Below are 21,434 nucleotides of genomic sequence, written 5' to 3' on the forward strand. Positions count from 1 at the left end.
GCCATGCACCGTCACGGCGCGCGGCATGCGCCGCCCTATGGAATAATCGCTTGCCGATACGCCCCACGCTGGGGCATCCCACTTGTTCACCCATGCCCGCCAAAAAACCGTCGCCGCCCACCGCATCCCCTACTTCTCTCGCCACGGCAGACGACCACCCCTGGGTCGGTCTGGGCGAGGACGGCGCCGGCCTGACCGTCGACAATTTCATTACTACCCTGGTGGTTCGCACGGCCAACGCCCTGCGCCGCACGGTCACCTTGCCATACGCCGAAAGCTTCGATCTGACGATGGCCGAATGGCGCATGCTGTCGGTCCTGGCCGAGGCCGGATCGCTGCCATTCTCCGAAATGGTGCGTCTGTCTGCCACGGATAAATCCCTGGTCAGCCGCACCCTGCGTCTGTTGGAAACGCGCAACCTTGTCGCCCTCGAAGCCGTCAACGGGTCTTACCGGCAAGGCCTGGAATGCCGCATGACCGAGGCGGGCGCGGCGCTGTACAGAAAGGCAATGCCGGTCGCGCAGAAAGCCCAAGCCGACATGATCCGTGTACTGACGAACAATGAACGCAAGGTCTTGTACAGGACGCTACAGAAGCTGCGGCATGCCTGCGGCGACGACGATCTCGACCATCCGGAAAAGTAGACAGCATGGACATGCAGCTCGCGGTCATCATCGGGGGCGCCATCGTGGCGGGCTTCGTGCAGGGACTGTCGGGCTTCGGCTTCGGCATGACCGCCATGGCCATCTGGGCCTGGGTGCTCGACCCGCAACTGGCCGCGGTGCTCTCGGTGTTTGGCGCACTGACCGGCCAGGTCATCGCCGCCGTGACGGTGCGCCGCGGCTTCGACATGCAACGGCTGCTGCCTTTCATCATTGGCGGCCTGGTCGGCATCCCGATCGGCGTCACGCTGCTGCCCATGCTCGACCCCGTCATCTTCAAGGTCTTCCTGGGCGCCTTCCTGGTCACCTGGTGCCCGGTCATGCTGCTGATCGGCCAGATCCCCCACATCCACCGCGGTGGCCGCGTTGCCGACGGCGTGTCGGGCACGCTGGGCGGCATCATGGGCGGCATCGGTGGCTTTACCGGCGTGATTCCAACCCTGTGGTGCACCCTGCGTGGTTATGACCGCGACACGCAGCGCAGCATCATCCAGAACTTCAATCTGTCGATGTTGGCAGTGACGATGGTCACCTACCTGGCCAGCGGCATCGTCACCCACGACATGTGGCCCATGTTCGCGATCGTGGCGCCGGCCATGCTGATCCCTTCGTTGCTCGGGTCGAGGCTGTATATCGGGATCAGCGATGTCGCGTTCAAGCGCGTGGTGCTGGGCCTGCTGACGGCGTCGGGCGTGGCGTTGCTCGCGTCGGCATTGCCGCAGTTGCTGGCGCGTGTTTAACGCCACGGGGTTGACCCGGCCGCATCACACCGCCGGATAGCTTCCTGTCCCGCCCGGCCAGGCCGTCAGCACCTCGTACCCGTCTTCGGTCACGGCCACCATGTGTTCCCACTGCGCGGACAAGGACCGATCTTTCGTGACCACGGTCCATCCATCCGGCAAGGTCTTGGTGTCGCGCTTGCCCGCATTCAACATCGGCTCGATGGTGAACACCATGCCGGGTTTCAGCTTGAGACCCTGGCCGCGCTGCCCGAAGTGCAGCACCTGCGGCTCGTCGTGATAGATGTCGCCAATGCCATGGCCGCAGTACTCGCGCACCACGCTGAAGTGCTCGCGCTGCGCGACGGACTGGATCGCGTGGCCGACATCGCCAAGCGTTGCGCCGGGCCTGACCTGGTGGATCGCCGCCACCAATGCCTCGTACGTCGTTTCGACCAGACGGCGCGCCAGGATGCTGGGCGTGCCGACCAGATACATGCGGCTGGTGTCGCCGAACCAGCCGTCTTTTTTGACCGCCACATCGATGTTGACGATGTCGCCGTCCTTCAAAATCTTGTCAGGCGATGGAATGCCGTGACACACCACCTGGTTCACCGACGTCAGGATGGTTTTCGGATAGCCCTGGTAGCCGACGTTCGCAGGAATCGCGCCCTGCACATCAACGATGTAGTCATGGCAGAGCTGGTCGAGGCGCTCGGTGCTGACACCCGGCACGACAAACGGCTCGATCATGGCCAGGACGTCGGCAGCCAATCGTGCCGCGCGCCGCGAAAGATTCAGTTCTTCCGCCGTGCGGATCGGAGTCGGGCCCACCTTAATGCCCCGCAGTTTTTGGTGCCGCTGTCGATGCCGCCTTCGACCCGATGTTGGGCTTGGCGGCCTGGTCGGACACCGCCGCGGCGATGTCCAGCCCGCCCGCCAGTTCCGCGCGGATCAACATCTGGCAGATGTCGCGGTAATCGAGGTCCGGATGCATTTCAGTCAACATGCCGACCCGCATCCAGTGTTCCGCCTGCGCATTGATGGACCTGCTGAGGGCGTTCCCGGCCAACCGCAGGTTCTCGTGCATCAGGTCTGAAATTTTGACGATGCCCATGGCCTACCTTTATATGAAACGTATATGCATTATATACGTGACATATGTTCCAGCAAGCGGGCAGCGGCAGCGGCGGACGACGCCGGGTTCTGGCCAGTGATCAACAGACCGTCGCTGACCACGTACGAACCCCAGTCAGGACCCTTTGAATACACGCCGCCCTTGGCCTTCAGTTCGTCTTCGACCAGGAAAGGCACGATGTCGGTCAGTCCCACGCCCGCTTCTTCCGAATTGGCAAAGCCGGTCACCTGCTTGCCTTCCACCAGAGGCCGTCCCGCCGGCGTCTTCACATGCCGCAGCACGCCCGGCGCATGGCACACCAGCGCGACAGGCTTGCTGGCAGCAAGGAAGGACTCGATCAGCGCGATCGAATGCGCGTCTTCGGCCAGGTCCCACAACGGTCCATGGCCGCCGGGATAGAACACCGTGTCGAAGTCGGCTTGCGACACGCTATCGAGCCGGACCGTGGCGGCCAGTTGCGCCGTCGCTTCCGCATCGGCTTCGAAACGGTGCGTCGCTTCGGTCTGAAACGATGGCTCATTGCTCTTGGGGTCAAGCGGCGGTTGTCCGCCCCTGGGCGAGGCCAGCACGATCTCGGCGCCAGCGTCCTTGAACGCGTAGTACGGCGCGGCCAGTTCTTCCAGCCAGAAGCCGGTCTTGCGGCCCGTGTTGCCCAGTTTGTCGTGTGAGGTAAGAACCATCAGGATTTTCATGGCAGTGCCCTAATCAAAGTTGATATGAATAGACCGGTCGTCTACAACTTATCCGCAAAAAAAGCACTTTGGTCAAAGTGCCCTTCGTGCCCTCGCGCCGATCGAGTCAGCGAGGAAGATGCAGCATCTGGCGCGTGGTGGCCATGGCCGTCTCGAACGGTTGGGTCGTGCGTGAAATCTTCACCATCAGGCTGGCGCCCAGCCACAGCTGATACAGGCTCTGGGCCACGTCATGCGCCGCGCCGTCCACTGATAGTGACGTGTCGGCAACCCCTGCATCGATCGCCTGGGTGAGCCGGTCCACGATGCCCGCCGTGCCGCGCTTGAGCGACAGCCGCATGGCTTCCGACAGGTCGGCCACTTCGGCCCCCAGCTTCACAGCCAGGCACTTGCCCTGGCAATCGAAGAAAGACTGCGTGTCCTGCCAGTGGGCAAAGTAGGCCATCAGGCGCTGCGCGGCCGCCTGCGTGCCGTCCTGCAACGTGGCGTCGAGTTCGGCAAGGTAGTCGTCGAAATAGGTGTCCAGCAACGCTACGCCGAACGCATCTTTTGAACCGAAGTAGTGATAGAACGAGCCCTTCGGGACACCCGCCGCTGTCAGGATCTCGTTGATCCCGACAGCGGAAAAGCCCTTGCCGGCCATGATGCGTTGGCCGTTGGCGAGGATGTGTTCGCGGGTGTCGAGGGGGACTGTTGCGGTCGTCATGAAGTGGACTGTAATATGAAATAGACCGGTCGTCTATGAAACGATGTCGCCTCCAGCCAAGCTAGATGCATCCATACGTAACGCCGTTGTATGCAAATGTCGACGCGTATATATATTGGCCGAAAACCGGGGCAAGACATGCCCCCCATCGCGGGAGACACCCGCTTGGAGGAGACGACGATGGCAATTCAAGATCTGGTCCTGAAGGCAGCGACGTGCGCGCTCGCCATGGCAGTCAGCGCGGGGGCATCCGCGCAGGGCTATCCCAACAAGCCGGTGCATGTGGTCACGCCTTTCCCGCCAGGCGGCGCAGCCGATGTCGTTCTGCGCCTGGTTACCCAACGGCTGACGGAATCCTTCAAGACCACCTTCGTGGTCGACAACAAGGCCGGTGCAGGCGGCGCCATCGGGACGGAGTATGTGGCGCGCGCGGCGCCCGACGGCTATACCTTGCTGCTCACCTCGAGCAGCACGATGTCGATCAATCCCCACCTTGGTCCCAAGTCTCCTTATGACCCGTTCACCGACTTCACGCCGGTGGTCTTCATCGGCTACTCGCCCAACGTGCTTGTCGTCACGGCATCGGCGCCGATCAAGTCCGTTTCCGACCTGATCGCAGCCGCCAAGGCATCCCCAGGCAAGTACAACTTCGGGTCCAACGGGATCGGCACCCTCAGCCATCTGACCGGCGAACTGTTCAAACAATCGGCGGGAATCAACCTGCTGCACGTGCCCTACAAGGGCGCGGCGCCGGCGGTTGCGGACACCGCGGGCGGTCAGGTCACGGCCTTGTTCGCTGCGTACGCGAGCGTCAACAGCATGATGAAGTCGGGCAGGTTGCGTGCGCTGGGTGTGACCAGCGTCAATCCGATCGACATCGCGCCAGACGTGCCGACCATCGCAGCGTCAGGCCTGCCCGGCTTCGAGTCCAACCAATGGTGGGGCCTCTACGGCCCGGCGGGCATGCCCGCCGAGATCACCGCCCGACTCAATGCCGAAATGAACAAGATCCTTGCCTCGCCTGAAAACCGGGCACGTTTTGCCGAAGAGGCCATCGTGCTTGGCGGTGGCACGCCGGCCGATCTGACCGCTTACCTGCGCGCGGACTACGACAAGTGGGGCAAGGTTATCCGCGACGGCAACATCAAGGCGGAATGATGAGCACGCTCAATTCCGCAACGGATACTTCGGCCATGCCGCCCGTCACCGATGCCCTTGGCCGTTTTGTCGCCACCTTGGCCTGGCACGATGTACCGCGTCACATCAGGGAATTGATGCCTGTCCTGTTGATCGACATGTTCCGCGCCGCGGCCGCCGGCAAGGACCGTCCCTGGACACGCGCTGCAACCGCTCTGTATGGCGATCATCGGTCCGACCGGCAGGCGCAACTGTTCTTCGCAAGCACCATGGTGGACGTGTCGAGGGCAGCATTCGTCAACGGCGTGGCCTGCGGCAGTCTTGACTGGGACGACTCGCACGTTGCCGCCATCATCCACCCCGGCGTCGTCATCTGGCCTGCCGCTCTGGCGATGGCGCAAGCCACCGGGGCCAGCGGCCGCGACCTGCTGACTGCGGTGCTGGTCGGCTACGAAACGGCGATACGCATCGGCATGGCCATACAGCCCGAACATTCCCTGCGCGGCTTCCAGGGCACGCCCACCTGCGGCGCATTCGGCGCCGCCGCAGCGTGCGCCCGGCTGCTGGGACTGTCGCCCGAAGGGTGCCGCAACGCCCTGGGCATCGCGGCCACCTTCGCTTGCGGCATCTCGCAGTTCTTCGTGTCAGGTTCGGACATCAAACGACTGCACGCCGGCAAGGCGGCGGCCAATGGCGTTGAAGCTGCGTTGCTGGCGCACAGCGGCCTGACCGGACCGCACGACGCCATCGAAGGCAAGCAGGGATTCTCCCGTGCCTTTTCGGATCGCTACGATCCGGCAACGACACTCGACGGACTCGGGCGGCACTTTCCTACCGAATGGATTTCCTTGAAGCCGCATGCGGGCAGCGTGCGCATGCAATCGGCCATCGAAGCCGCGGCCGTGCTGGCCAGGCAAGGCGTCACGATGGACCAGGTCGTCAGCATCGACATTGGCGTGCACGGCGCGATGGTCGGCAAGCTGACCGCGAATCAGCCGGTCGACCATCAGCAGGCTCAGCTGAGCACGCCCTTTGCCGTCGCCATGGCCATTGCACTCGCGCCATCACGAAGCGGCCCGCTGGCTTTGTCCATTGACGACTTCGAAGCCAGCATGGGCGATGCACGCATCATGGATCTGTCGAGCCGCACGCAGTGCTTTGTCGACGCCGACGTGGAGCGCCTGACGACAGCCGAGGCAGTGCCTGCACGGGTCGTCTGCACCTTGAAAGACGGCAGCCGCCAGGAAGCCTTTATCGAACATCCCAAGGGTTGCCCGCAGAACCCGATGACCGCCGACGAGGTCGGCGCGCGCTTCATGGCCATTGCCGGACCGTCGCTCGGTGACGCCGCATGCCAGGACTGGCTTGTCCATGCCCGCCGCATTGAGCACCTGCCCGACGTCACGGCCTTGTTTACCTTGCGACACTGAACGGAGTCATGCATGACGACAGGATCCACCCCGACTGGACCCACCGCGACCGGCCCCACACGGCGCATCGCCGAGTTTGCTGGCGACCTGGAGTACCGGCACTTGCCGGCGCAAGTCCAAGGCGCGCTGCAGGCATTCCTGCTCGACTATCTGCGCGTCGCGTCGGTCGGCGAACGCATGGGCTGGAGCGATTGGGCGCGCACGTATGCGCAGCAGACGGCGGCCCCGGGCCATGCGCCGGTCCTGTTCGCATCGGCTCCCGTCGACCCGGTCAGCGCCGCGTTCATGAACACCGTGTATGCCGGCAGCCTGGATGCCGATGACGTCCACGTTGGCGCCATGTTGCACCCGGGCTGCATCGTGTTTTCCGCAGCGCTGGCCGTAGGTCAGGCGCACCATCTGCCGGGCAGCCGGGTACTCGCCGCCGTGGCAGCGGGCTACGAAGCCATGATCCGCATCGCGCTGGCGATTCAACCCAGCCACTTCAAGCGCGGCTTTCAAAGCACGTCGACCTGCGGCGTCTTTGGTGCGGCCGTCGCGGCATCGGCCTTGTTGTCGAACGGTCCGCAACGCGCCACGCGTATCGCCGAAGCCATCGGCCTGGGCGCCTCGTTCTGCGGCGGACTCACCCAGTTCTACCACTCGGGTTCGACCGTCAAACGCATTCATGCCGCGCAGGCAGCCAGTTCAGGCGTGCGTGCAGCCATGCTGGTCGACAGCGGATTCTCGGGTCCCACCGACATCCTTGAAGGCCAGGATGGCTTTGCGCGTGCCTACGCCGATGCCGTCGACTTCGACCGCGTCAGCGACGGTCTTGGCCGCGACTTTCGTCTGCTCGAAGTGGCGATCAAACCGCATGCCTGCAGCGCACGCGTGCAGTCCGCCATCGAAGCTGCAAGCACGGTGTGCCGTGACCATACGATTGCCGCGGGCCGTGTCCGCCGCATCCGGCTGGGCATCCCAAGAGTGATTCAGGGGCGATTGACATCGAACCGGCCTGGCGACCTTCAGGCAGCCCAGATGAGCGCCCCCTTCAGCGTCGCGCTCGCCTTGCACAAGCAAGGCGGACCCGGCGCCGCGTTGAATGTCGATGACTTCGAAGCGGGCCTGGCCGACACGACGGTCATGGCGCTTGCCGCCAAGGTCGAGTGCGTTGTCGACGAAGAGGTCGAACGCACCAGCACCAGTGAATCCGTCAGCGCACGCGTGACCGTGATGCTTGACGATGGCAACGAGTTTTCGACCTTCGTGCTCGCGCCCAAAGGCAGTGCTTCGCGGCCTTTCTCGATGGCCGATCACGAGGCCCGGGCGCGCGCGGAACTGGGCAGGCGGTATCAAGTGGGCAAGCTGGATCCACTGATGACGGCGCTCGATAACTTTGCGGACATGGAGGATGTGAGCGAATTGTCCAAGCACCTTGCCTGACGCTACGTTTGTGTGGGTCAGGAACAGGGGCCTAAGGCCAGGGTGTAGCCGCGATGAGTCCATGCAGGTTCTCGTTCAGCTGTTCCAATTGCAGGAACGCCGTCGCCTGCAACGGCAGAAAATGCAATGAGGTCAGCCCGACACACGCAAACGCCGCCTTCAGGTACGGCGTCGGAAAGTCGGGCTGCCTTGCGCGATCACCCGTAAACACGCCGCCCGATGCAACGCCGACATACACCGGTTTGTCGCGCAGCAATCCCACTTTGTCGCCAGTGGGGGTGACACCCATGGTCCGTCCCATCCGCAGGATCTGGTCGATCCATGCCTTGAGCACCGACGGTACCGTGAAGTTGTTCATGGGTGTGCCGATGACGAGCAGGTCGGCGGCTTCGACCTCAAGGATCAACGCTTCGGAAATGCGAGTGGCCTGCGCCGCTTCATGCGATGTCATCCTCGTTCATTCCCCGTTGCCTCATTGCCGCATTCCGATGGCCAGACGATTGAACGCGCTCATCAATGCAATGGCGAATGTCAGATCCGAGATCTCGACGTCGCTGAAGTGTTCCTTGAGCGGATCGTAGTCTTCGTCAGGCGCGTGCGTCCGATCGACATGGGTCAGCGCTTCCGTCCAGGCCAGGGCCGCGCGTTCTTTCGGCGAAAAGCGCTCGGACACGCGCCATCCGGCCAGACCGTCCAAGGTGGCATCTGGCACTCCGCCAGCACGCAGGGCCTTGGCGTGCATCTCGAGGCAGAACGCGCAGCCGTTGATCTGCGACATGCGCAGCCAGATCAGTTCGATCAGCGGTTTGCCCAGGCTGCTTTTTTCCAGTGCCGCCTTGGTCGCGCCAAAGCCGCGATAGGCCTCTGGCGAAAGGGTGTAGTACGGCAGACGTTGCGGGGTGGTCAAGGGGAATCTCCTGAAAAGCGATTGACGGTAGGGGTGCAACGCAAAAGGTTGCGCAAGGCAAGCAAACTACAGCGCCTGACGAAAGTGCAGGCCAGCCGCCAGGAGGCCCTGACGGAAGTAGAAGCGTTGGCCCAAGGCGTTGCCCAGGCCGGTATCCAGGACAAGATGCGCGCATCCCATTCCTCTGGCTTCTTCGCGCACGGCCTCGATCAGCGCAGCGCCGATGCCGTCGCTGCGGGCGTGCGCGGTCGTGATCAGATCGTCGACGTACAGAAACTTCCCGTAGATCAGGTTCTCTTGAAAGCGATAGCCCGCCAGACCGATCACTCGACTGTCCCGCCAGGCTGCAAGCAGGTGATACCCCTGCTGTGTCTGCCGGGCCAGCTGCGCAACGAAGGACGCCACGTCCGCCAGATGCGGCCGCAGTTCCTGCATGATCGGGAACGCGGCCTGGTAGTCCGGCTCGCTGTTGATTAGGCGTAGTGCAATGGCGGTCATGACATCTTCCCGTGGAATGGATCCACTGTAGGAAAATCATGTCCTATACGATAGGTGCAAGAATGCACTGAATTACTGGGACATCGAATATGGACTTGCAGCATCTGGCACTGCATCGGACCGACGGCGCGCCGATTTACCTTCAGTTGTATCGCCGCTATCGCGAAGCCATATCAGAGGGAAAGCTTCGGCCGGGCGACCGCGTGCCGTCCGTGCGCAGTCTTGCAAGCGAACTGAACGTCGCGCGCGGCACGGTCGAAGCGGCCTATCAGATGCTGGTCAGCGAAGGCTATTTCGTGGCGCGCGGCGCGGCAGGCACCGTCGTGTCGCCCCGGCTGGAACACCTGGCGGGCCCGGGGCAGACCCCACCCGCGCGCGCTGCGTCCGCGCCGTCCAACGCCCGGATGGCATCCAGTGCCGCCCTTCCCTTCCAGCTTGGCCTGCCGGCGCTGGATGCGTTCCCCCGAAAGGCCTGGGCCCGCCTGGCCGGCCGCAGTCTGCGCACCCTGGAAACGGTTGCGATGGCCTATCCCGACCCGGCGGGCTACGAACCGCTGCGCCGTGCCATCGCGACCTACCTGGGCATCTCGCGCGGCATCACGTGCACGCACGACCAGGTCTTTGTGACGTCGGGGTATCGCGGCGCCCTGGACCTCATCTGCCAGACCTTGCTGAAGCCCGCCGATACAGGTTGGTTCGAAGACCCGGGCTATGTGCACGCGCGGCAGTTTCTGGAACGCATCGGCGTGCGGCTCACGCCGGTGCCGGTGGATGCCGAAGGTCTGAATGTGACCGCAGGACTGCAACGCGCCTCCCACGCGAGCTTCGCCGTGGTCACGCCCACGCACCAGAGTCCTTTAGGGATGGCCCTGTCCTTGCCCAGGCGGCTTGAACTACTCGACTGGGCCGCACAGCGCCGCGCGTGGATCATCGAAGATGACTACGACAGTGAGTTCCGCTATCAAGGCCGCCCGTTGCCGGCACTGAAAAGCCTGGATGGTCATGGCCGCGTGCTGTACACCGGCACCTTCAGCAAGGTGCTGTTTCCTGGCTTGCGCCTGGCCTATCTGGTTGTGCCGCAAGCGCAGGTGGGCCGGTTCAAGGATGCGGTCACCATCTTTCCTGGCCCAGGGTCGATCTCTCCGCAAGCGACGGTTGCAAGCTTCATGGAAGAAGGACACTTCGCCAGGCATCTGCGAAAGATGCGGACGCTCTACGCGGAACGGCGCGGTTATCTCGTGGATGCGCTCGAGCGCTATGGCGCGGATTGGTTGCGCGTGCAACCGCAGGCGGGTGGCATCCACGTATCGGCCGGGCTCGCGAGTCGCCAGGACGATATCGCCCTGACCACCGCGGCCAACGCCAAAGGCTTGGCAGTCGAGGCCTTGGGCCGATGGCGGATCCGCAAGGCGTCGCAGGGCGGCCTGTTGATGGGCTATGCCAACTTTGCGAGCGAAGATGACGCGGTAAAGGCGGTGAAGCGGCTGTTGCGGGTGATCAAGGATTCGCCCGCCTGACCTGCAACCCGGTTAGAGCCCTGACGAGAGCCCCTGCCCGCCTCGGTCAGGGGCGCGGCAGCGTGACGGTGAAGGTCGTTGCCTCGGCACTGGACGCCACGTGGATCTGCCCACCATGCGCCAGCGCAATGCGCCGGCAGATATACAGCCCCAGTCCGATCCCGGCGGCGATGCCGCGTTTTTCGGGCGGGGAATGGGTACGGGTCAACGGATCGAACAGCGTAGGCAGGGCTTCCTTGGGTATCGGACCGCCCTCATTACAGACCGACACTTCGACAACCTTGTCCCGGCCTATGGCGACGACGCGGATGTCGCCGCTGCCATGCTGGATGGCATTGACCAGAAGATTCCCCATCAACTGACTGATGCGATCGCCGTCCCATGCGCCCGCCAGGTCACCGGTCAGGACCACGTCGATCTGCGCCTGGGGATAGGCAGCACCGACTTCATCGGCCGCAAACAGGCAGAGCCGGCCGATGTCCTGCGGAGCCAGGGTGACGGGAAGCGCATCGCCGAGCCGGGTCCGCGTGTAATCCAGCAAGTCGTCGATCATCCGCTTCATCCGCGCCGCGCTTCGCTGCACATTGGCAGCGGCCTTCATGCGCGATGCCGTGACGTCGTCACCTTGCAGGAGAAACTCGGCGGAATTGGCGATGGCGCCCAGCGGGGAGCGCAGGTCGTGCGCAAGCACACCGGCGAAACGGTCGCGGATCGCTTCGACCTGCATCGAATACTGCCGGATCGAGTCCGACAATGTCTGGTCAATGGATTCATTGAAACGGATGACGTCCTCGATCCGCGCCGCGCTGGGCGCGGACTGTTCGGCCCACCGCCGCAGGACAGTGGCGCGCAGCGCCCGAAATTCGGCGACCAGGTCGTTCAGCTTGAACCCTTGGGCAAGCCGGTCGTCCGCGTGGATCTGCGCGGCATCGGTCACATCGCCCTCCGGGTTGGCGCCTTCACCCCGCGATTTGGCCTTGCGAGCCGCCTCGCTCTGGGGCGTTCGCATGTCCGCGGCGATGCGGGTCAACATCATCCGAGCGGAATCCTGCAGTTCGTGATCGGTCAGGGAGGTGCCTTCCAGGCCGATCTGACTGGCAAACTCTGCCCAGTCGGCAACGAGCGAGTCGAGGTTGGCCTCGATGAAATCAGCAAGCGACATGCGAGGCTACCTTCAATGAATTCGTATGGCGACGCAGTGTCACCGCACGTCATTGTGAGACGGCTTGCTCTTCAATTGCAAGGTTACTTGTCCGGTTCACTGTCTGCTCATGCATCTTGGAGATGCATCTATTGCCGCACTTCTACCGGCGATGACGCAGCGCAGCCTCCCTTAACTGGGCAAGAAATTCGTCGTAGCTGCCCATCAGTTGGTTCACCCGGCCATGCCATTCGGAAGACGGCGGTACCGACGGTCGCACCAGCCGCTCACCGTCCACATAGATTTCCATGGCCGGATTGTCCGGGTCGATGAGTATCCGATGACCGTCCTCCGCTGCGAGCGCCCAGGGCGCATCGACGGTTGGCGCCACTGCGGAACCGACCGCGGGTGCAGCGACACCGGTGAGCACGCCTTCAAGCGTTCCCCACGGGGCAACCACCTTGGCGTCGTAGTGTCAGGTCAGCTGGATGATGGGTCGCGCGGCCTGGCAGCGATCCACCAGGCGGGCGGTCATGTCATGGTGATCAGGCGCAGCGACGATACCGAGAAAGGTATGCCTGAGCATGCGGCTGAATTTGGCGGACCAATCGACTGCATCGGCACTACCGATGAGATCGTCCATGCCATCATTGAAGTCGTCCGGGCGGACCACAACAATTTGCGGACCACCCGGAAGTCTTGAACTGCGTACGCCCGGGGGCGTATGACTTGCCTTATTCTGCGCTGACCTTGCCCGAGCCAAGCTCGGCGCCAGTCACAGGATTGCTTGCCGGATCGGATGCCGTGCGCAGGGCCATCGCCTGCACGGCTTCGGTTTCGGCCGCATTCAGGCGGGTCGATGCAAAGCCGTCGCCGTCAAAGCCGCCTTGGGCTTCGAAGTCCGACACCACCGTGAAGTTTTCTTCGCTGTTCCACGGACCCGTCGTATCGCCTTCACCTTGCGACATGTTGAAGTACACATTGGTGAAGCGGGCGTCGCCTGGCAACTTTCCGGGCGGGAAATTCGGCGTCATCGAGTAAAGCGCTTTTTCAAACGACTGCTGGTGCGCAATTTCACGCGTCATCAGGAACGTCAGCGCATCCTTCACGCCCGGATCATCGGTCAGATTGATCAGTCGTTCGTAGACGATCTTGGCGCGAGCCTCGGCGGCGATGTTCGACCGCAGGTCGGCCGACGGATCACCGATGTTGTCGATGTACGCCGCGGTCCAGAGCTGACCGCCCGAGTTGGTGTAGGCCGGGCCGCCACCATACAGAACCTGGGTGACATGCGAGCTGTTGCCGCCGCCGCTGATGGCGCGATACATCTCGCCTTCTTCTTCGATGCCTTCCGACAGCCGGCCCTTGTTGCCCTTGTTGAGCATGACAACGATGTTGCCAATCACTTCAAGGTGGCTCAGCTCTTCCGTGGCAATGTCCATCAGCATGTCGCGGCGGCCTGGATCCTCTTCGCCGAGGGACTGACCGAAGTAACGACAGGCCGCTGCCAGTTCGCCTTGGGGACCACCAAACTGTTCGAGCATCAGGTTCGCCAACGCCGGGTTGCTTTCCGAAACCCTGACCGTGTATTGCAATCGCTTGTTGTGAGCGAACATTCGTACTCTCCTGGTGAGTGACTGATTTGTCCCTGAGACTCACGCAAGGGCTGTTCCTGATGAGGATTTTTTTGCTGTACCGGGCAGGAGATGGCACAACGGAAACGTCAAGGCGCTGATGGATGAGCAAAGAGGGTCGTCAGTGCACTGATGGCGCGCAGAATGCGCGGGGTCGGAACAATGGTTTTCGAGAAAAAATCCCCCGCGCCAAGGCCGCATTCTTCGATGAACGTGCGCCGCGCCGCCGACACCATCGCGGGCGAACCGCAGGCATAGACCTGATGCCCCGACAGGTCGATCAGATCCTGCTGCGCAACGTCGTGAATGCTGCCGGTGCGGCCGGCCCACGCTTGCAAGTCCAGCGAAGATGCCTGCCCAGAAAGCACCGGCACGAAATGGAAGTTGCTGTGTTCCGCCGCCCACTGTTCAACGATCTCCCGCATGCGGAAATCACTGGGCGCATGTCCTTGCCAGTACAGGGTGGCCGACCGCTTCACGCCGGTTTCCTGCAGGTAGCGCAGGGCCGCCTTGATCGACGCAAACCCTGTTCCGCCGGCAAGCAGCACGAGCGGCTTGGCGGACGCCTCCCGCAAGAAGTAGGTGCCCGGGGGCGCGTGGATTCGCAGTGTCTTGCCGGTCAGCTCGGCGTGAAATTCCGAATCGGCAAAGCGCGCGCCGGGGCGGTGCTGCAGGTGCAACTCGAAAGCCACCATGCCGTGCGGCCTGGGCGGCTGAGCCATCGAATAGCTGCGCGTCTGTCCGTCATCGAACAGCACGTCGATGCCTTCCCCGCGCAAGAAGAACGCATTGCCATGCATCGGCAGGCGAAGCTTGACGACTGCAACCGTCTCGGAAAGCTGCTCCACGGACGTGATCTGGCACGCAATGGTCCTTGGAGGCGCCAAGGCCGATCCGGTTTCCTGGATCTCGATGACGACCAAGTCGGCTGCCGCATGCGTCCTGCACAGCAGCACATGGCCTTCGGCGCGCTGTTGATCGTTCACGCCCGGCGTGAAGGCATCCACCCGGATGGCGCCTGCGGTCACCCGCCCACGGCATACGCCGCAGTGACCGGCACGGCAGTTGTACGGCAGGTTCACACCCGCATCGAGCGCGGCCTGCAACAGGGTCTGGCCTGGCGCGGCGTTGAATTGGCGGCCACTTGGTTGGATGGTGACACTGGAGGTCGTTGAAACCTGCATCTACTTTGCCTTCTCAAGCATCTTGGCGGCAAAGGAAACCCGATGCCCCGCTCCAATGGAACATCCCGTAGTCTGACTTGCTGGAAGGGTTTCCGCGTCGGGTGTCTGGAGGATGGCGGAGCGACATCGACAGATGGCTCACGACCCAGACGCATGCGCAGGTGGGCGCGTCCGTCCGCTACTTCTTCTGACGCGCAAACATGCCCCCCATCCTGGATGGTTGAGTGTCGGAGCAACGCCAATCACCATCCGTTTGCCGGGCTGGGTGCGCCTCACACCTTGCCGTCAAAGTGACGTCGGCAGCCTGGTGGCGCGCACCTGGTCAATCCGGCGGCCATCCAGGCGCGTGATCTCGAATTCCCAGCCCATCCAGTCCACCCGTTCGCCGGCACGGGGGATGCGCCCGGATGCGCTGAGCAGGCTGCCCGCCAAGGTGGCGTGGATGTCCTTGCGAGCCAGTGCGGGGGTCTGCAGGATACGGCTCGCCTCGTTGATGGGCAGCCGGCCGTCCAGAAGCCAGGTGCCATCGGGCAGTTGCGTCGCGTGGGCAAGCTGCTCGTCACCGTGTTCCGGAAGGTCGCCCGCGACGGCGGTCAGCACGTCCATCGGCGTGACCAGGCCTTCGCAGGTGCCATGCTCATCCACGACGATCAGCAGGTGATCACGCGACACACGCATCTGCTCAAGGACTCGCAGCACCGGCGTCTTCTCGCTGACATACCTGGGTTCCCTCGACAGGGCGACCAGGTCCAGGGCGCCTCGCTGTTGCAACGGTTCGAGCACGTCCTTGAAGTGCACGACGCCGACCACATTGCCGGGATCCCCATCGCACAAAGGCAGGCGACTGTGGCCGCGCGAAAACTTCTCCTCGACCTTGTGCGGGTCGTCGCGAACATCCAGCCAGGTCATGTCGTAGCGAGGCACCATGATGGCCCGCACGTCTTGCGTGCCGATCGACAGCACGCGTTCGACCATGGAGCTTTCTTCCGGACCGAACGCCGCTTCGTCCGTGTCGCCCGGGTCAGCCGGCGACGACACGCTTCCCTGGTCTTCCAGCTTCCGGGCACGCAGCAATCGAAGTACCGCCTGTGCCGTCCGATCCCGTCCACTCAACGCCGCAGCGCCGCTGGCCTTCAAGCTGTTGCGCTGGGCCATCTGATTGAATGCCTCGATCAGAATCGAGAATCCGATGGCGGCATACAGATAGCCCTTGGGCACATGGAATCCCACGCCTTCGGCAACCAGGCTGAAGCCGATCATCAGCAGCAGGCCCAGACACAGAATGACGACGGTAGGATGACGCGCGACAAAACCCATCAATGGCTTGCTCGCCAGCATCATCACACCCATGGCGATCACCACGGCCGTCATCATGATGCTGACGTCATCGACCATGCCCACGGCGGTGATCACCGAGTCCAGCGAAAACACGGCATCCAGCACGACGATCTGCACCAGCACTTGCCAGAAGACGGCATGCCGGGTCTGCGATCCGCTTGCAACACTTGCCGACCCTTCCAGCCGTTCATGCAGTTCCATCGTGCCCTTGAACAGAAGGAACACGCCGCCCAGTATCAGTATCAGATCGCGCCCGGACACGCCCCAGCCGGACAGGTGGAACAGCGGCTCGGTCAGCGTGACCACCCACGCGATACTGGCAAGCAATACCAGGCGCATCACCATGGCCAGCGACAGGCCGATCAGCCGCGCACGATTGCGTTGGTGCGCGGGCAGCTTGTCCGCAAGAATCGCGATGAATACGAGATTGTCGATACCCAGCACGACTTCGAGTACGACCAGCGTGGCCAGGCCAGCCCACGCCGTCGGATCCGACATCCATTCAAAAAACATCAAGCTTCCTTGTGCGCATCGCCGCGCCCTGTCCTGACCGCGGCCCGCGGCCCGCTTTGTATTCGACCACGAAAAACGCCAGCCAGACCGCGTCGGCCTGCTGGCGTACCTACTGCGTCATGCAACGATCTACAACCTGGCGATCAGATGTCGTCGAAGCCGCCGCCATCATCGAAACCACCGCCGTCGTCGTAGCTGGCGTCATCTGCTGCGGGCTCATCGGCGGCAGCCTGCGGCTCAGGCGCGGGAGCCGCCTCCGCGTCTTTGCCACCGAAAAGGCCGCCAAGCATGCTGCCCAGCATCATGCCGCCTGCGACGCCCATGGCAGTCTGTGCGGCGCCGGCCAGGAAGCCGCCACCGCCTGATGGCGCGGAGCGGCCAAAGCCTGCCTTGCTGAGCAAGCCAGGCTTGGCCGTTTCCGCCGCCGCGGCCGAGCCGGCTGCCGCGCCCGCGGGGGCGCGCAAGGGAGTGGTGTCCCCAAAGGCACCGCCGCCGGCACTGGCCCGTGTGGCCTGCGAACCCGCGCCACCGGATGCACGCTGCTCGAGTTCCTGGATGCGCGTCTGTGCAGCCTGCAGCGCCTGGTCCTGCACGACGACGGTCTGCGCCAGGTAGTAGGCAGCGCCCGGCTGGGCATCCATCCGGCTGCGGATCACCGCTTCGGCTTCGCTGTCACGATTGCCTTGCGTGGCGACCTGCCCGAGACGGTCAAAAATGCCATCAATGGCGGCACGGTCTTGTGGATTCATGGTCGGTACTCCTGAAAACAGGTGAATGAAAAATGACGAGCGACAATAGTCACTGCGGATCCAGCTGCCTGGTCAGCCGCTTGGCAAGCTGCGCCAGCGCCACGTCGGTCAGATGACCGGTCAATGCGTATGTCGACGTGCCTTCCTGCCAATAGGCGATCGCCGCGACGTCCTTGCGTGACGTGATCACGCCCTGGACGCGCCCGCCTTCCTTGGCACGCGCCGCAAAAAGGGACAGCGACCCGAACCTGTCGGTATCGATGACCATTTCCACGCTGGGTCCGAGACTGGACGGGTAGACCTGCACATCCCGAACCACCCAGTTCGGCGGGATCGGCGGCATGGGAATGCCGACCAGATGCAGGATTTCGTCGGCATCGAAATACGGAACCTCGGGCTGCGAATTCATGTTTGCCCTGAGCAGCGAGGTGCGATGGGCCATGACGGCGTCATCCAGAAAAGCGGCCGATGGCTGCATGATCGACGACGGCGTGGTGACCTGCATGTAGGCGATGTGGGTCATCCAGCCCACGCCGAACACCGTTGCGGCCAACGCCAGGCTGGCCCATCGCGAACGCCCGTTGCGCGCCGTCAGCTCGCGCTGCAGGCGCCGCGCCAACTTCGTGGACTGGGCGTTGTCGCCGGGCGGTGCCGAAGCGGCCGTCACGCGCAGCGCGTCGCGGATACGCAGGTCAGCCTCGACGCGCTGCGCCGCTGCAGGATGCCGCGACAGATACTGGTCCATATCGGCGCGCCTGCGGGCATCAAGCTGGTCATCGACATATGCCAGCAGATCGTCTTCAGAAACCACGTCGTCAGATCGCATCGGAACCTCCCACTACCTTGAGACGCTGCACGCGTTTTACGGGTGCCGCAGATGCGGACGGCGTGGCCGACGCACCCGCGTCCTCGAACGCCCGCAATGCCGCGCGGGCGCGACCCAGGCGCGACATCAGCGTGCCCGTCGGCACCCCAAGCGCCGTCGCAGCTTCGCGATACGACAGGCCTTCGACCGACACCAGATGGAGCGCAGCCCGCTGATCGTCGGGCAATTGCAGAAACGCTTGATGGATCTGTGCAAGCCGCACCGTCGCTTCCTGATTCGAGGCAACCTGCGGCTCGTCGAAGGGATCCTGCTGCGCGTGCATGTCGTGATGATGCTTCTGCCGGCGCCAGTTCGTCGAGAACACGTTATGCAGGATGGACAACAGCCAGCCGCGCAACTGGCCAGGCGCGCGCAGCGCGTTGCGCTGCTCGTAGGCCAAGGTCATCGTCTCCTGGACGAGATCTTCAGCATCCTGACGATTGCGGGTCAACGTGTGCGCATAGGCGCGCAGCGCAGAGATCTGCGCCACCACGTTGAATGAGTCGGGCTGTAGGGTCATGGAAGAGTAGACGCCTGTGCGGCGCCTTTAATCCATGCGGCTAACAACTCTTACAAACTGCTGAACGAAGCCTTGCGACAGGCTACGATCAGCGCGGTTGCGTCGTCTTGAGTTGCAAGGACGGAATCAATACGAGCACTAGGCCTCAGCGAACCAGCAGCATCGGCTGCGCGACTGCCCTGACCAACGCCGCCGTGGTGCTGCCGAAGACGAAGGTCTTGAGCCGCGAATGGCTGTACGCGCCCATGACCAGCAGGCCCGCACCGGCCTGATTCATGTACTCGGGGATGACCTGCTCCGGATCGCCCTCAATCACGCTGCTGCCGCCGAATCGATCAGCGTGCTGAAGGACCGCTGCTGCATCGTCGATCGACACTGTCGATGATGACTTTGCCGCACCGACCATGACCAGCCGGGCCTTCAGGCCCGAGAACTCGGGCGACGATGCGACCAATGCCACAGCGCGCTGCGATGCAGGCCCCCCGTCGAACGCAATCACCACCGAGTCGATCGTGGTGAGCTCCGCCGGTGCCACCCAGATCGGCTTGTCGCTGCTTCGAACGACACGCTCGAATTTCGAACCCAGGTGACGCGGCGCGTACTGCCCGGATGCGCCGCGCTTGCCCAGCACCACCCAATCGGCCTGCGCTTCACATTCCAGGATCGTCTCGACGATACCGCCGTGCCGGTGCACCGTGGTGACATCGTTGACGCCGGCCGCACGCGCACGCGCTTCGGCCGTCTCAAGCAATGCCCGTCCACGCTGCACCATCAGCTTGGCCTGAAGCTCGTCAAAACGGGTCAGCTCCTCCAGCAGTTCGTTACCGTCATCGGGTCCGATCGCGCCGCTCAGGTCATTGCGCGCCGCAATGCTATCGACGCGCTGAACGACGTGAAGAATCTCCAGCTTCGTCTTGCCGGACCGGGCGACCCACGCCGCCAGGTCACACACGCCATTCGCATACTGCGATGCATCGATACAAGCAAGTATGGTGGTCATGTCGCTCTCCTCAGTGGCCGCCAACGGCATGTTTGTCGGCGTCGGTCTTGTCGTAGATGGCGAAGCGGCCGACCATGTCGGCGCTTGGCGCGTTCAGTCCCACCACGTCCACTTCCGTTCCTTCACGGCGCAGTTTCAGGATCGCCTTGTCCAAGGCGCCAATGGCCGAGATGTCCCAGAAGTGCGCGCTCGACACATCGATCACGACGCGATCCAGCACTTCCTTGAAGTTGATGGAATCAACGAATCGTTCGGTGGACCCGAAAAAGATCTGACCGGCGTACACATAGGTCCGCGTCCGTCCATCGTCCGAAAGCGACGAACTGACCGTGAACATCTGGCGAACCTTGCCAGCGAAGAACAAACCGCTGAGCAACACGCCGGCCAGCACGCCCTTGGCCAGGTCGTGCGTCCACACGACCACGACGACCGTAACCAGCATGACAGCCGATGACTGCCACGGATGCCGCTTGAGGTTCCTGATCGATCCCCAGTTGAACGTCCCCAACGACACCATGATCATTACCGCCACCAACGCGGGCATGGGAATCATGGCGACGACGGGCCCCAGCACGACGATCAGGAACAGCAGAAACGCGCCCGCAACGAAGGTCGACAGACGGCTCGATCCGCCCGACTTCACGTTGATGACCGACTGGCCGATCATCGCGCAGCCGCCCATGCCGCCAAAGAAGCCCGTGACCAGGTTCGCGATGCCTTGTCCGCGGCACTCGCGCTTGCGATCGCTCGGCGTGTCGGTCAGATCTTCCACGATCTGCGTGGTCATCATCGACTCAAGCAGGCCGACCGCCGCCATCGTCAGCGAGTAGGGAAGGACGATCCTGATCGTCTCGAATGTGAAGGGCACGTTCGGCAAGTGGAACATTGGCAGCGTCGATGGCAGCGTGCCCATGTCGCCGACCGTGCGCACCGGTGCACCCACAAACACTGCAAACAATGTCAGCAGGACAATGGCAACGAGCGGAGAAGGCACCGCCTTGGTCAGCAGCGGGAACAGGTAGATGACCGCCAGCCCGGCCGCGACCATGGCATAGGTTTCCCACGTCACGCCCGTGAGCTGCGGCACTTGAGCGAGGAAAATCAGGATGGCGAGCGCGTTGACGAATCCCGTCACGACCGAACGCGAGACATACTGCATCAGGAGATGCAGGCGCAATACTGACGCCAATATCTGCAAGACGCCCATCACGACCGTGGCAGCGAAAAGGTATTCGACGCCATGGTCGCGGATCAACGGAAGCAGCAGCACGGCAATGGCTGCGGTCGCGGCCGAGATCATGCCGGGCCGGCCACCAGTGAATGCGATGATCACCGCAATGGAAAACGAAGCGTAGAGCCCGATGCTGGGATCAACGCCTGCGATGATGGAAAAGCCGATGGCTTCAGGGATCAATGCAAGGGCGACAACGATGCCCGCAAGAATTTCGGCACGCGGATTGCCGATCCATTCTCGACGAATGGAAGAGTTTGAAAACATGTGAGAGAGCTAACCCAAGGCTAGCAAACGCGTCGCCGCACCAAATGACGAGCACTGCGTGGAATGGTACGAGACCGAATTGCTTGGAGTTCTCCGGGGGATAGGCGCCCGGCCGAGCCACCCGGTAGTCCGGGTCCACGAGTCATCGCAGGTTGCGATGC

General features: G+C 63.1%; 23 protein-coding genes, 1 pseudogene and 1 other annotated feature. Of the genes and pseudogenes, 7 read left to right on the forward strand and 17 right to left on the reverse strand.

The window, feature by feature from the left end; all coding sequences use genetic code 11:
* The first annotated feature begins 92 nt into the window (after positions 1-92).
* Positions 93-644: a MarR family winged helix-turn-helix transcriptional regulator gene (locus tag IE116_RS16145; protein ID WP_189613968.1), complete on the forward strand. Its 552-nt coding sequence runs from the start codon at positions 93-95 to the stop codon at positions 642-644.
* A gap of 5 nt (positions 645-649) precedes the next feature.
* A complete protein-coding gene (locus IE116_RS16150; RefSeq protein WP_189613969.1) occupies positions 650-1,402 on the forward strand; it encodes a sulfite exporter TauE/SafE family protein in 753 nt (250 codons plus the stop codon).
* Positions 1,403-1,426: 24 nt separating this feature from the next.
* Here IE116_RS16150 and map read toward each other — a convergent pair whose 3' ends face one another.
* From map to IE116_RS16170, 4 genes are all read right to left on the reverse strand, one after another.
* Positions 1,427-2,215 carry a type I methionyl aminopeptidase gene (map, locus tag IE116_RS16155; RefSeq protein ID WP_373303012.1) on the reverse strand — a complete coding sequence of 263 codons (789 nt, stop codon included), beginning with the start codon at positions 2,213-2,215 and terminating at the stop codon, positions 1,427-1,429.
* Position 2,216: 1 nt separating this feature from the next.
* Entirely contained in the window at positions 2,217-2,498 is a 282-nt protein-coding gene (locus IE116_RS16160; RefSeq protein ID WP_189613970.1) for a ParD-like family protein, read from the reverse strand.
* Between the two features lie 29 nt (positions 2,499-2,527).
* Positions 2,528-3,211, reverse strand: a complete 684-nt coding sequence (locus IE116_RS16165) for a type 1 glutamine amidotransferase domain-containing protein (protein ID WP_189613971.1) — start codon at positions 3,209-3,211, stop codon at positions 2,528-2,530.
* A gap of 106 nt (positions 3,212-3,317) precedes the next feature.
* Positions 3,318-3,917 (reverse strand): TetR/AcrR family transcriptional regulator, encoded by a 600-nt coding sequence (locus IE116_RS16170; protein WP_189613972.1) that lies wholly within the window; start codon positions 3,915-3,917, stop codon positions 3,318-3,320.
* A 180-nt stretch (positions 3,918-4,097) separates the two neighbouring features.
* Between IE116_RS16170 and IE116_RS16175 the strand changes: the two genes are divergently transcribed.
* Genes IE116_RS16175 through IE116_RS16185 form a run of 3 tightly spaced genes read left to right on the forward strand, consistent with a single transcriptional unit; the run spans position 4,098 to position 7,909 of the window.
* Positions 4,098-5,075 carry a Bug family tripartite tricarboxylate transporter substrate binding protein gene (locus IE116_RS16175; protein WP_189613973.1) on the forward strand — a complete coding sequence of 326 codons (978 nt, stop codon included), beginning with the start codon at positions 4,098-4,100 and terminating at the stop codon, positions 5,073-5,075.
* Between the two features lie 35 nt (positions 5,076-5,110).
* Positions 5,111-6,484 (forward strand): MmgE/PrpD family protein, encoded by a 1,374-nt coding sequence (locus IE116_RS16180; RefSeq protein WP_189613974.1) that lies wholly within the window; start codon positions 5,111-5,113, stop codon positions 6,482-6,484.
* A gap of 12 nt (positions 6,485-6,496) precedes the next feature.
* Positions 6,497-7,909 carry an MmgE/PrpD family protein gene (locus IE116_RS16185; RefSeq protein WP_189613975.1) on the forward strand — a complete coding sequence of 471 codons (1,413 nt, stop codon included), beginning with the start codon at positions 6,497-6,499 and terminating at the stop codon, positions 7,907-7,909.
* A gap of 31 nt (positions 7,910-7,940) precedes the next feature.
* On the opposite strand, the pseudogene IE116_RS16190 reads toward IE116_RS16185, so the two are convergent.
* The 3 genes and pseudogenes from IE116_RS16190 to IE116_RS16200 form a co-directional block, all read right to left on the reverse strand.
* A pseudogene (locus IE116_RS16190) lies at positions 7,941-8,336 on the reverse strand (FMN-dependent NADH-azoreductase); the annotation flags it as partial.
* Positions 8,337-8,381: 45 nt separating this feature from the next.
* The gene (locus IE116_RS16195; protein ID WP_189613977.1) at positions 8,382-8,816 is read right to left on the reverse strand and encodes a carboxymuconolactone decarboxylase family protein; all 435 of its coding nucleotides are present in this window, start codon (positions 8,814-8,816) and stop codon (positions 8,382-8,384) included.
* A 66-nt stretch (positions 8,817-8,882) separates the two neighbouring features.
* Positions 8,883-9,314 carry a GNAT family N-acetyltransferase gene (locus IE116_RS16200; protein WP_189613978.1) on the reverse strand — a complete coding sequence of 144 codons (432 nt, stop codon included), beginning with the start codon at positions 9,312-9,314 and terminating at the stop codon, positions 8,883-8,885.
* Positions 9,315-9,403: 89 nt separating this feature from the next.
* Here IE116_RS16200 and pdxR point away from each other — a divergent pair, with 89 nt between their 5' ends.
* Positions 9,404-10,831 carry a MocR-like pyridoxine biosynthesis transcription factor PdxR gene (pdxR, locus tag IE116_RS16205; protein ID WP_189613979.1) on the forward strand — a complete coding sequence of 476 codons (1,428 nt, stop codon included), beginning with the start codon at positions 9,404-9,406 and terminating at the stop codon, positions 10,829-10,831.
* Positions 10,832-10,877: 46 nt separating this feature from the next.
* Here pdxR and IE116_RS16210 read toward each other — a convergent pair whose 3' ends face one another.
* Together IE116_RS16210 and IE116_RS16215 are read right to left on the reverse strand one after the other, a co-directional pair.
* Positions 10,878-11,993: a sensor histidine kinase gene (locus IE116_RS16210; protein WP_189613980.1), complete on the reverse strand. Its 1,116-nt coding sequence runs from the start codon at positions 11,991-11,993 to the stop codon at positions 10,878-10,880.
* 142 nt (positions 11,994-12,135) lie between these two features.
* A complete protein-coding gene (locus tag IE116_RS16215; RefSeq protein ID WP_189613981.1) occupies positions 12,136-12,432 on the reverse strand; it encodes a hypothetical protein in 297 nt (98 codons plus the stop codon).
* On the opposite strand from IE116_RS16215, the gene IE116_RS26190 reads away from it, so the two are divergent.
* Positions 12,313-12,675 carry a chemotaxis protein CheB gene (locus tag IE116_RS26190; protein ID WP_373303013.1) on the forward strand — a complete coding sequence of 121 codons (363 nt, stop codon included), beginning with the start codon at positions 12,313-12,315 and terminating at the stop codon, positions 12,673-12,675. The two genes, IE116_RS16215 and IE116_RS26190, sit on opposite strands and share 120 nt — an antisense overlap.
* Before the next feature lie 31 nt (positions 12,676-12,706).
* On the opposite strand, the gene IE116_RS16225 is transcribed toward IE116_RS26190, so the two are convergent.
* The 8 genes from IE116_RS16225 to IE116_RS16260 form a co-directional block, all read right to left on the reverse strand.
* Positions 12,707-13,588: a manganese catalase family protein gene (locus IE116_RS16225; RefSeq protein WP_189613983.1), complete on the reverse strand. Its 882-nt coding sequence runs from the start codon at positions 13,586-13,588 to the stop codon at positions 12,707-12,709.
* 107 nt (positions 13,589-13,695) lie between these two features.
* A complete protein-coding gene (locus tag IE116_RS16230) occupies positions 13,696-14,790 on the reverse strand; it encodes a 2Fe-2S iron-sulfur cluster-binding protein (RefSeq protein WP_189613984.1) in 1,095 nt (364 codons plus the stop codon).
* Positions 14,791-15,075: 285 nt separating this feature from the next.
* Entirely contained in the window at positions 15,076-16,641 is a 1,566-nt protein-coding gene (locus IE116_RS16235) for a TerC family protein (RefSeq protein WP_189613985.1), read from the reverse strand.
* Between the two features lie 143 nt (positions 16,642-16,784).
* A complete protein-coding gene (locus tag IE116_RS16240) occupies positions 16,785-17,390 on the reverse strand; it encodes a DUF2076 domain-containing protein (protein ID WP_189613986.1) in 606 nt (201 codons plus the stop codon).
* A 49-nt stretch (positions 17,391-17,439) separates the two neighbouring features.
* The gene (locus tag IE116_RS16245) at positions 17,440-18,216 is read right to left on the reverse strand and encodes an anti-sigma factor family protein (protein WP_189613987.1); all 777 of its coding nucleotides are present in this window, start codon (positions 18,214-18,216) and stop codon (positions 17,440-17,442) included.
* Positions 18,206-18,748, reverse strand: a complete 543-nt coding sequence (locus IE116_RS16250; RefSeq protein WP_229828221.1) for a sigma-70 family RNA polymerase sigma factor — start codon at positions 18,746-18,748, stop codon at positions 18,206-18,208. The genes IE116_RS16245 and IE116_RS16250 overlap by 11 nt, the downstream gene beginning before the upstream one ends.
* 172 nt (positions 18,749-18,920) lie before the next feature.
* A complete protein-coding gene (locus IE116_RS16255; protein ID WP_229828222.1) occupies positions 18,921-19,805 on the reverse strand; it encodes a universal stress protein in 885 nt (294 codons plus the stop codon).
* On the reverse strand, positions 19,786-21,273 hold the full coding sequence (locus tag IE116_RS16260) for a SulP family inorganic anion transporter (protein ID WP_189613989.1): 1,488 nt from the start codon (positions 21,271-21,273) through the stop codon (positions 19,786-19,788). The genes IE116_RS16255 and IE116_RS16260 overlap by 20 nt, the downstream gene beginning before the upstream one ends.
* A gap of 87 nt (positions 21,274-21,360) precedes the next feature.
* Positions 21,361-21,413: a sequence feature (sul1 is cis-regulatory element that is thought to sense ions involved in sulfur or methionine metabolism; They are found in Alphaproteobacteria), on the reverse strand.
* Positions 21,414-21,434 lie beyond the last annotated feature (21 nt).

It is taken from the genome of Pigmentiphaga litoralis (assembly GCF_014651835.1).
In the GTDB taxonomy this organism is placed as follows: domain Bacteria; phylum Pseudomonadota; class Gammaproteobacteria; order Burkholderiales; family Burkholderiaceae_B; genus Pigmentiphaga; species Pigmentiphaga litoralis.

Coding starts and splice junctions, on each gene's coding strand:
- IE116_RS26190 (WP_373303013.1), top strand. CDS start 12,313: ATGACCGTCCTCCGCTGCGAGCGCCCAGGGCGCATCGACGGTTGGCGC.
- IE116_RS16145 (WP_189613968.1), top strand. CDS start 93: ATGCCCGCCAAAAAACCGTCGCCGCCCACCGCATCCCCTACTTCTCTC.
- IE116_RS16240 (WP_189613986.1), bottom strand. CDS start 17,390: ATGAATCCACAAGACCGTGCCGCCATTGATGGCATTTTTGACCGTCTC.
- IE116_RS16235 (WP_189613985.1), bottom strand. CDS start 16,641: ATGTTTTTTGAATGGATGTCGGATCCGACGGCGTGGGCTGGCCTGGCC.
- IE116_RS16260 (WP_189613989.1), bottom strand. CDS start 21,273: ATGTTTTCAAACTCTTCCATTCGTCGAGAATGGATCGGCAATCCGCGT.
- IE116_RS16180 (WP_189613974.1), top strand. CDS start 5,111: ATGCCGCCCGTCACCGATGCCCTTGGCCGTTTTGTCGCCACCTTGGCC.
- IE116_RS16175 (WP_189613973.1), top strand. CDS start 4,098: ATGGCAATTCAAGATCTGGTCCTGAAGGCAGCGACGTGCGCGCTCGCC.
- IE116_RS16200 (WP_189613978.1), bottom strand. CDS start 9,314: ATGACCGCCATTGCACTACGCCTAATCAACAGCGAGCCGGACTACCAG.
- IE116_RS16165 (WP_189613971.1), bottom strand. CDS start 3,211: ATGAAAATCCTGATGGTTCTTACCTCACACGACAAACTGGGCAACACG.
- IE116_RS16255 (WP_229828222.1), bottom strand. CDS start 19,805: ATGCCGTTGGCGGCCACTGAGGAGAGCGACATGACCACCATACTTGCT.
- IE116_RS16245 (WP_189613987.1), bottom strand. CDS start 18,216: ATGCGATCTGACGACGTGGTTTCTGAAGACGATCTGCTGGCATATGTC.
- IE116_RS16150 (WP_189613969.1), top strand. CDS start 650: ATGGACATGCAGCTCGCGGTCATCATCGGGGGCGCCATCGTGGCGGGC.
- IE116_RS16225 (WP_189613983.1), bottom strand. CDS start 13,588: ATGTTCGCTCACAACAAGCGATTGCAATACACGGTCAGGGTTTCGGAA.
- IE116_RS16160 (WP_189613970.1), bottom strand. CDS start 2,498: ATGGGCATCGTCAAAATTTCAGACCTGATGCACGAGAACCTGCGGTTG.
- IE116_RS16170 (WP_189613972.1), bottom strand. CDS start 3,917: ATGACGACCGCAACAGTCCCCCTCGACACCCGCGAACACATCCTCGCC.
- IE116_RS16230 (WP_189613984.1), bottom strand. CDS start 14,790: ATGCAGGTTTCAACGACCTCCAGTGTCACCATCCAACCAAGTGGCCGC.
- IE116_RS16185 (WP_189613975.1), top strand. CDS start 6,497: ATGACGACAGGATCCACCCCGACTGGACCCACCGCGACCGGCCCCACA.
- pdxR (WP_189613979.1), top strand. CDS start 9,404: ATGGACTTGCAGCATCTGGCACTGCATCGGACCGACGGCGCGCCGATT.
- IE116_RS16210 (WP_189613980.1), bottom strand. CDS start 11,993: ATGTCGCTTGCTGATTTCATCGAGGCCAACCTCGACTCGCTCGTTGCC.